This window comes from Pseudomonas sp. Ant30-3, assembly GCF_000690905.1.
Taxonomy (GTDB): Bacteria; Pseudomonadota; Gammaproteobacteria; order Pseudomonadales; family Pseudomonadaceae; genus Aquipseudomonas.
This window is the reverse complement of record NZ_JMCL01000253.1, coordinates 1-569: the sequence shown is the minus strand read 5'-3', so window position 1 is coordinate 569 and position 569 is coordinate 1. Positions and strand designations below refer to the sequence as shown.

Genomic DNA, 569 nt, shown 5'->3' with positions numbered 1-569 from the left:
CATAACTTTGCAGCCCTTTACTTCAGGGATGTATTTCTCAATGTCCCGTCTTTTGGCGACGTGGGTCACATCCATGACCTGTGGCCATTCATGGGCTACGTCACGGCACAGACGTCGCGCATCGCGCTCGCAACTGGCAGCGTCATCACCACTCTGCGTCATCCCTTGCTTGTGGCCAAAGCAGCAGCCTCGATCGACCGCTTGTCAAATCAGCGCCTGGTGCTAGGTATCGCCACGGGTGATCGGCCAACAGAGTTCCCGGCCTTCGGTCAGACAATGGATGCGCGAGCCACGTTGTTCCAAGAAGCATTGACTGTGTTGCGTCAAGCCTGGCGTGAGGACTTCCCGGAAATCTCCACGCCCCGAGTGAACTTGTCGGGTGCAGATACGCTGCCGAAACCGGCGTTGAGAGACATTCCCGTGATGGTGACTGGTCATTCACGCCAGTCGGTCGAATGGATTGCCGAGCATGGGGATGGCTGGCTTTACTATCCCCAAAATATCGCGCAGCAAGCCATGACAATCAAGAATTGGCGGTCGCTGACACCAAGATTCAAACCCTTCACGCA

Annotated in this window: 1 protein-coding gene; it reads left to right on the top strand. The window is 56.1% G+C overall.

What is annotated here, in order from left to right; all coding sequences use genetic code 11:
* Positions 1-569: LLM class flavin-dependent oxidoreductase (locus DU29_RS0129210; RefSeq protein WP_028624831.1), on the top strand; the 569-nt coding region annotated here is incomplete at both ends.